Source organism: Acidocella sp. (assembly GCF_036489515.1).
In the GTDB taxonomy this organism is placed as follows: domain Bacteria; phylum Pseudomonadota; class Alphaproteobacteria; order Acetobacterales; family Acetobacteraceae; genus Acidocella.
The window spans coordinates 1-6,875 of sequence record NZ_DASXFO010000023.1 but is presented as its reverse complement, the minus strand read 5'-3'; the positions used below and the strand labels follow the sequence as shown (position 1 = coordinate 6,875).

The following is a 6,875-nucleotide window of genomic DNA, read 5'->3' as shown; positions in this document are numbered from 1 at the left end:
AACTCTGGCGGAACCCGACCGCCGGCTCCTGGCCCGCGCCCTGGACCGCAAGGATGCCGTGGCGGTCACCGAGGTCGCCAGCCCGCTCACGCGCCAGCTCCTGGAGCTGTTGGATGCCACGGGGGCCAGCGCACGCGCGATCCCCGCTTTGCTGGCGATCGCTCTGCCGGAGGCGGCCAAAGACCAGGCGCGGCGGATCGCGGAGACCGTTGCGGTGCTGCGGCAGCGCCAGCCGGACCTGCAGATCACCGTCGATCCCGTGGAATTTCGCGGCTACCAGTATCATACCGGGTTGTGCATGACGCTGTTCGCCCTCGGCGAGCAGGCCGAGCTCGGCCGCGGCGGGCGGTATCTGTGCGGCGACACCGAGCCTGCCACCGGCATCACTTTGTATCCGGACACGATCGTCAGCGTGGCCCCCCCGCAGACGCTGCGCCCGCGCCTTTATCTGCCATATGGCACACCAGCGGCGACCGGCACGGAATGCCGGGCGCAAAACTACGCGACGGTCGCGGGGCTGGCACCGCATCCGGCGCCGCACGACGAGGCGGCGCGGCTCGGCTGCTCGCATATCTTTCAGAACGGGGCGATCCGCCCGCTAGAGCATGATTAGTCCATGATTAACCCAGCTCAATCATGCGCTGACACACCAAGGAAGGCTTCTTTTTGTGAAGAAAAAGAAGCAAAAAAACTTTGTCCATTTGGGCCCGTGCCGTTTCAACGCCACGGGCCCAAACGAGCAAAAATTTTTGCGCCGCTTTTTTAAAAAGCGGCCGCTTCGTCAGCTGCGATACGAACCGTTGATGTCGATATAGCCGTGGGTGAGGTCGCAGGTCCAAACCGTGGCGTGGCCGTGGCCGAGGCCGATATCGACCTGGATGTCGATTTCCCGCCCCTTCATATGCGCGACCACCGGGGTTTCGTCATAGCCGGGCACGACGCCGCCATTTTGCGCCATCCAGGTGCCGCCCACGGCGACGCCGAGCTTGTCGCGGTCCGCCGGTTCGCCGGCCTTGCCGACGGCCATGACGATGCGACCCCAATTTGCGTCCTCGCCGGCGATGGCGGTTTTCACCAGCGGGGAATTGGCGACGGCCATGGCGATGCGCCGGGCGGACGCATTGGAGACCGCGCCCTCCACCCTGATTTGCACAAGTTTCTGGGCTCCTTCGCCGTCGCGCACCACCAGCATCGCCAGTTCGTGCATCACCTCGTGCAAAGCGCGGCGGAAATCGGCGAGATGGCCGGGATCCTCGGTGGGGGCGTTGCCGGCCTGGCCGGTGGCGAACAGCAGCACCGTGTCCGAGGTCGAGGTGTCGGAATCGATGGTGATGCAGTTGAAGCTGTGTTCGACGCCCTTGCTCAGCATCGCCTGCAAGGCTGGGGCCGGAATGGCGGCGTCGGTGAAAATGAAGGCGAGCATGGTCGCCATGTCCGGCGCGATCATGCCGCTGCCCTTGGCGATGCCGGTGATCACCACGTCGGTTCCGCCGAGGCGGGCGGTGCGCGTCGCGGCCTTGGGGAACGTGTCGGTGGTCATGATCGCGCGCGCGGCCTCTTCGAGGCGGTCGGCGGCGAGATTATCGTTCAGTTCGTCCAGCACGGCGACGATTTTCTGCGCGGGCAGGGGCTCGCCGATGACGCCGGTGGAGGCGAGAAAAACCTGTCCGGGCTCGGTCTTGAGCGTGGCGGCGGCCGCATGGGCGGTGGTCTCGACCGCGCGGATGCCGGCGATACCATTGAAAACATTGGCGTTTCCGGCATTGACGACGAGGCCGCGGGCGAGTCCGCTCTCGAGGGCTTCGCGGCACCAGGTGACCGGCGCGCCGGGGCAGAGATTCTTCGTGAAAACGCCGGCGACGGTCGTGCCCTCGGCGAATTCCGCGAGCAGCACGTCCGCCCGGCCCTTGTAGCGGATACCCGCCGCGGCCGTGGCCAGGCGCACTCCGGCCACCGGAAGCAGTTCAGGAAGCGGCCGGGCCAGCGGCGAGACGGGTATCTTCGACATTAGTTGGCGGCCGGAGCGGCCGGTGCCCCTTGGGTGCCGTCCGGGTTATTGATCTTGATTGTCACTTTGGCGCGCGCCGCGGCCAGGGTCGACTGGATGGCGTTGTCGGCCAGGGTCTGACGGATCTGGTCCTCGACATTGGCCAAAGCCGGGGCCGGCTGGGTGCGCTTGCCTTCGACCAGGATCACATGCCAGCCGAACTGCGACTGCACCGGCGTCTTGGTGTACTGGCCGGGCTGCAGCGCGAAGGCGGCGTCGGCGAAAGACGGAACCATCTGATCCTTGGTGAACCAGCCGAGCTCGCCGCCATTCTTGGCGCCGGGGTCGATGCTGTCCTTCTCCGCCAGGGCGGCGAAATTGGCGCCATGGTTGAGCTGGTCGATGATCGCCTCGGCCTCGGCCTGGGTCTTCACCAGGATGTGGCGGGCATCAACCTCTTCGGGACCCGGCTTGTTGGCATAGTCCTTGTTGTATTCGGCCTGCACGGCGGCGGGGGTCACGGCGCTGGAAACGCGCTGCTGCATATAGGCGTTTTCCAGGCTGACATTGGCGGCCTGCGCCATCGCGGCGGCGACGGCGGGCTGCTTATCCAGGCGCTCCTGGCGTGCGACCACGAGCAGGGCGTCGCGGTCGATCTGCTGGGTGACCAGCAGCGGGAAGAGTTGGGCAGGCGGCATCTGCTGCAACTGCTGCGGAGCGTTCTGCGCGGCCTGCTGGATGTCGCTCAGATGGATCTGCATGCCGTTGACGGTGGCGACCACCGGGTCGGGCTGGGCCTGGCCCGCGGCGGGCGTAGCGGCGATAGCGGCGGGCGCAATCAGGCCGGCGGCCAAAGCGAGAACGGAGAGCGAGGTGAGACGCATAAAGCCGGAACCCTTCCTGTGTTTTGTCGATCCTATGAGCTAACTGGCGTGCTGGAGCAAGGTTTGACCACCCGCAGGGCGGCGCTTATGTGAACGCGGAGACGACTTATAGTAAGGTACGCGGTGTCCGCCCCGCTGCACCAGGAAGATAGAATGTTCGCAAGCCTCGCCCGAGCCGTTTTTGGTACCAGTAATGACCGCGCCTTGAAAGGTTTTCGGCGCCAAGTGAGCGCGATTGCCGCCTGGGAACCGAAATTGGCGGCGCTCGACGATGCGGCGCTGCGGGACCAGACCACGAAATTCAAGGCGCGCCTGGAAGCGGGCGAAACGCTCGACGATCTGCTGGAAGAAGCCTTCGCCACGGTGCGCGAAGGGGCCAAGCGGGCGCTCGGCATGCGGCATTTCGACGTGCAGATGATCGGCGGCATGGTGCTGCATTCCGGCCGGATCGCGGAGATGAAGACCGGCGAGGGCAAGACCCTGGTGGCGACGCTGGCGGTGTATCTCAACGCGCTCACCGGCAAGGGCGTGCACGTGGTGACCGTGAACGACTACCTGGCCCGGCGCGACGCGGAATGGATGAGCCAGCTCTACGGGTTCCTCGGCCTGACCACCGGGATCATCGTGCATGGGCTGGACGATCCACAGCGCCGCGCCGCCTATGAGGCGGATATCACCTACGGCACCAACAACGAATTCGGCTTCGACTATCTGCGCGACAACATGAAATACCGGCTCGAGGACATGGTCCAGCGGCCGTTCAATTTCGCGATCGTCGACGAGGTGGACAGCATCCTGGTCGACGAGGCGCGCACGCCGCTGATCATTTCCGGTCCCTCCGACGAGCCGACCGACCTTTACGCCAAGGTGGACGGCGTGGTGGCGGCGCTGGTGGCGCGGGGGCAGGCCGAGGACGGTTCGAACCAGTTCTTTGACAAGGACGAGAAGGCGCGCGCCTCGATCCTGACCGATCTCGGTTCCGAGACGGTGGAGCAGATGCTGCGCGAGGCCGGGTTGCTGACCGAAGGCAATCTGTACGATATTTTCAACATCTCCCTGGTGCACCACGTGCAGCAGAGCCTGCGGGCGCGGGTGCTGTACACGCGCGACGTCGATTACATCGTGCGCGACGGCAAGGTGGTGATCATCGACGAGTTCACCGGGCGCATGATGGAAGGCCGCCGCTATTCGGACGGCCTGCACCAGGCGCTGGAGGCCAAGGAGCAGGTGACGGTGGAGCGCGAGAACCAGACGCTCGCCTCGATCACCTTCCAGAACTATTTCCGCCTGTTCCCCAAGCTCGCCGGCATGACCGGCACGGCGATGACCGAGGCCGACGAGTTCGAGCAGATCTACAAGCTCGAAGTGGTGGAAATTCCCACCAACGTGCCGGTGGCGCGCACGGACCAGGACGACGAAGTCTACCGCAGCGCGGCGGAAAAATACGAGGCGGTGGCGAAGCTGATCGAGGAATGCCGGGAGCGCGGCCAGCCGGTGCTGGTGGGCACCACCAGCATCGAGAAGAGCGAGATCATCTCCGCGCTGCTGAACAAAAAGAAGATCCAGCACAACGTGCTGAACGCGCGCTTCCATGAGCAGGAAGCCAAGATCGTCGCGCAGGCGGGTGCGCCGGGGGCGATCACCATCGCCACCAACATGGCCGGCCGCGGCACCGACATCAAGCTCGGCGGCAATTACGAGATGCGCGTGCAACTGGAGCCGGATGTCGACCCGGAACAGATCCGCGCCGAGATCGCGGCCAACCATGACGCCGTGAAAGCGGCGGGCGGGCTGTTCGTGATCGGCACCGAGCGGCACGAGAGCCGGCGCATTGACAACCAGCTGCGCGGCCGCTCCGGCCGCCAGGGCGACCCGGGCGGTTCGCGCTTCTTCCTGTCGCTGGAAGACGACCTGATGCGGATTTTCGGCTCCGACCGGATGGGCGGCATGCTGCAGCGCTTAGGCCTGCAGGAGGGCGAGGCGATCGTCCATCCCTGGATCAACAAGGCGCTGGAGAAGGCGCAGAAGAAGGTCGAGACGCGCAATTTCGACATGCGCAAGAACGTGCTGAAATACGACGACGTGATGAACGACCAGCGCAAGGAGGTGTATGCCCAGCGCCGCGAGTTCATGGCCACGGAATCGGTCTCCGCCGTGGTGGCGGAGATGCGGGAGGATGTGCTCGCGCATCTGGTGGCGACGCGCATCCCCGAGAAGGCGTTCGCCGAGCAGTGGCAGAGCGCGGAGCTGGCCGAGGACATCAAGCGCCTGCTGGGGCTGGATCTACCGCTCGCTGACTGGGCGGCGGAAGAAGGGATGGACGAGACCGGCATCCGCGAGCGGATCGTCGCGGCGGCGGAGGCCGCGGCCGCGGCCAAGGCCACGCAATTCGGGGCGGAGCTTAACAATTACATCGAGAAATCGGTGCTGCTGCAGACGCTCGACCATGTCTGGAAGGAGCATCTGCTGGCGCTGGATTATCTGCGCCAGGGCATCGGCCTGCGCTCCTACGGGCAGCGCGACCCTCTCAATGAGTACAAGCGCGAGGCGTTCGCGCTGTTCAACGGGCTGCTGGACGAGCTGCGCCAGCGGGTGACGAACGTGCTGGCGCATGTGACCGTGGGCGAGGCGCCGCCGCCCACACCGCCGGCCCCGGCGGTGGAAAGCCACCCCTTGCCGGGCGGCATGACCGGCGCGCTGGCCCTGGCCGAGCCGGTGGTGCAGGCGGCCACCCTCGATCAGGGCTTCTCGGCGAGCCAGGTGGACCCGGCGCGGCCGGAAACCTGGGCGGCGACCCCGCGCAATGCCGCTTGCCCCTGCGGTTCGGGCAAGAAATTCAAGTACTGCCACGGCCGGGTCGCATAACGTTTGTTTTCAATGGGTTAGCCCGCAGAAACGCCTCGTTTTTGCCTAGACACTGCCTAGTGGCAAGCCCCCAATGAGTGGTCCAATTCATATGTAGTTAATTTGGTGATTTGAGGCTGGATTTATTGGGGCGGGCAGCGCCGCCATTCAAAGCGGCTGGCGGCGCTGGCCACAATAAAACCTCTGGTGCTGGTGGCCTGTAACCAATCGATGAGTGTGGCCGGCGCGTGTTGTAGTGGCCACGCCAGGCTTCGATCAGCACCTTTGCCTCCTGCAGTGTGTAGAAGATCTCGCCATTCAGGAATTCATCCCGCAATCGGGCATTGAAACTTTCAATGTAGCCGTTTTCCCAGGGGCTGCCAGGCGTGATATAAGCCGTCTGAGCGCCCACGGCGGTGATCCAAGCCTGCACCGCCTTGGCGATGAACTCAGGGCCGTTATCTGACCTGATATGTGTCGGCACGCCGCGCAGGATGAACAGGTCGGAGAGCACATCGATGACGTCGGTCGAATTCAGGCGCCGGGATACCCGGATCGCCAGAGCTTCTCGGGTAAATTCGTCAACGATGTTCAGCATCCGGATCTTGCGCCCGTCATGCGTGCGGTCCTCGACAAAATCATAGGCCCAGACATGGTTAGGCCGCTCCGCCCGGAGGTGGATGCACGAACCGTCATTCAACCATAAACGTGAACGTTTTGGCTGCTTTTGTGGAACCTTGAGGCCCTCGCTGCGCCAGATCCGTTCGACCCGTTTCTTGTTCACAAGCCAGCCCGCGTCCCGCAGCATGATCGTGATGCGCCGGTATCCGTAGCGGCCAAATTCTCGCGCCAACGCGATGATGTCCGCTGTCAGCGCCGCTTCATCATCAGCCGTTTGGGGCGCCCCGCGCTGTGTCGCCCGATGTTGACCCAGCACTCGGCAGGCAAACCGTTCCGAGACGCCGAGCGTCTCAACAACGCGTTTCACGCAATCCCGGCGGCGCGCCGGGCTTAGTAGTTTCCCGAGGCGGCTTCCTTCAAAACAAGCTTCTCCAGCGTCAGGTCAGACACCGCACGCCGCAGCCGGGTGTTCTCTGCCTCCAGCTCCTTCAGCCGCTTCACCTGATCGACCTTCAGCCCGCCATACTCCTGGCGCCACC

4 protein-coding genes and 1 pseudogene are annotated in these 6,875 nt (G+C 64.7%); 2 read left to right on the top strand and 3 right to left on the bottom strand.

Going from position 1 to position 6,875, the window contains the following annotated elements; genetic code table 11:
- Positions 1-613 (top strand): ATP phosphoribosyltransferase regulatory subunit (locus VGG47_RS03330; RefSeq protein ID WP_331535446.1); only part of this gene is annotated, 613 nt, incomplete at its 5' end.
- Positions 614-781: 168 nt separating this feature from the next.
- Here the strand turns inward: VGG47_RS03330 and argJ are convergent.
- Together argJ and VGG47_RS03320 are read right to left on the bottom strand one after the other, a co-directional pair.
- A complete protein-coding gene (gene argJ / locus VGG47_RS03325) occupies positions 782-2,008 on the bottom strand; it encodes a bifunctional glutamate N-acetyltransferase/amino-acid acetyltransferase ArgJ (protein WP_331535445.1) in 1,227 nt (408 codons plus the stop codon).
- Positions 2,008-2,871, bottom strand: coding sequence for a peptidylprolyl isomerase (locus VGG47_RS03320; protein ID WP_331535444.1), 864 nt, complete (start codon positions 2,869-2,871; stop codon positions 2,008-2,010). The genes argJ and VGG47_RS03320 overlap by 1 nt, the downstream gene beginning before the upstream one ends.
- Positions 2,872-3,024: 153 nt before the next feature.
- Between VGG47_RS03320 and secA the strand changes: the two genes are divergently transcribed.
- The gene (gene secA / locus VGG47_RS03315) at positions 3,025-5,736 is read left to right on the top strand and encodes a preprotein translocase subunit SecA (RefSeq protein ID WP_331535443.1); all 2,712 of its coding nucleotides are present in this window, start codon (positions 3,025-3,027) and stop codon (positions 5,734-5,736) included.
- Positions 5,737-5,833: 97 nt separating this feature from the next.
- Here the strand turns inward: secA and VGG47_RS03310 are convergent.
- A pseudogene (locus VGG47_RS03310) lies at positions 5,834-6,875 on the bottom strand (IS3 family transposase); the annotation flags it as partial.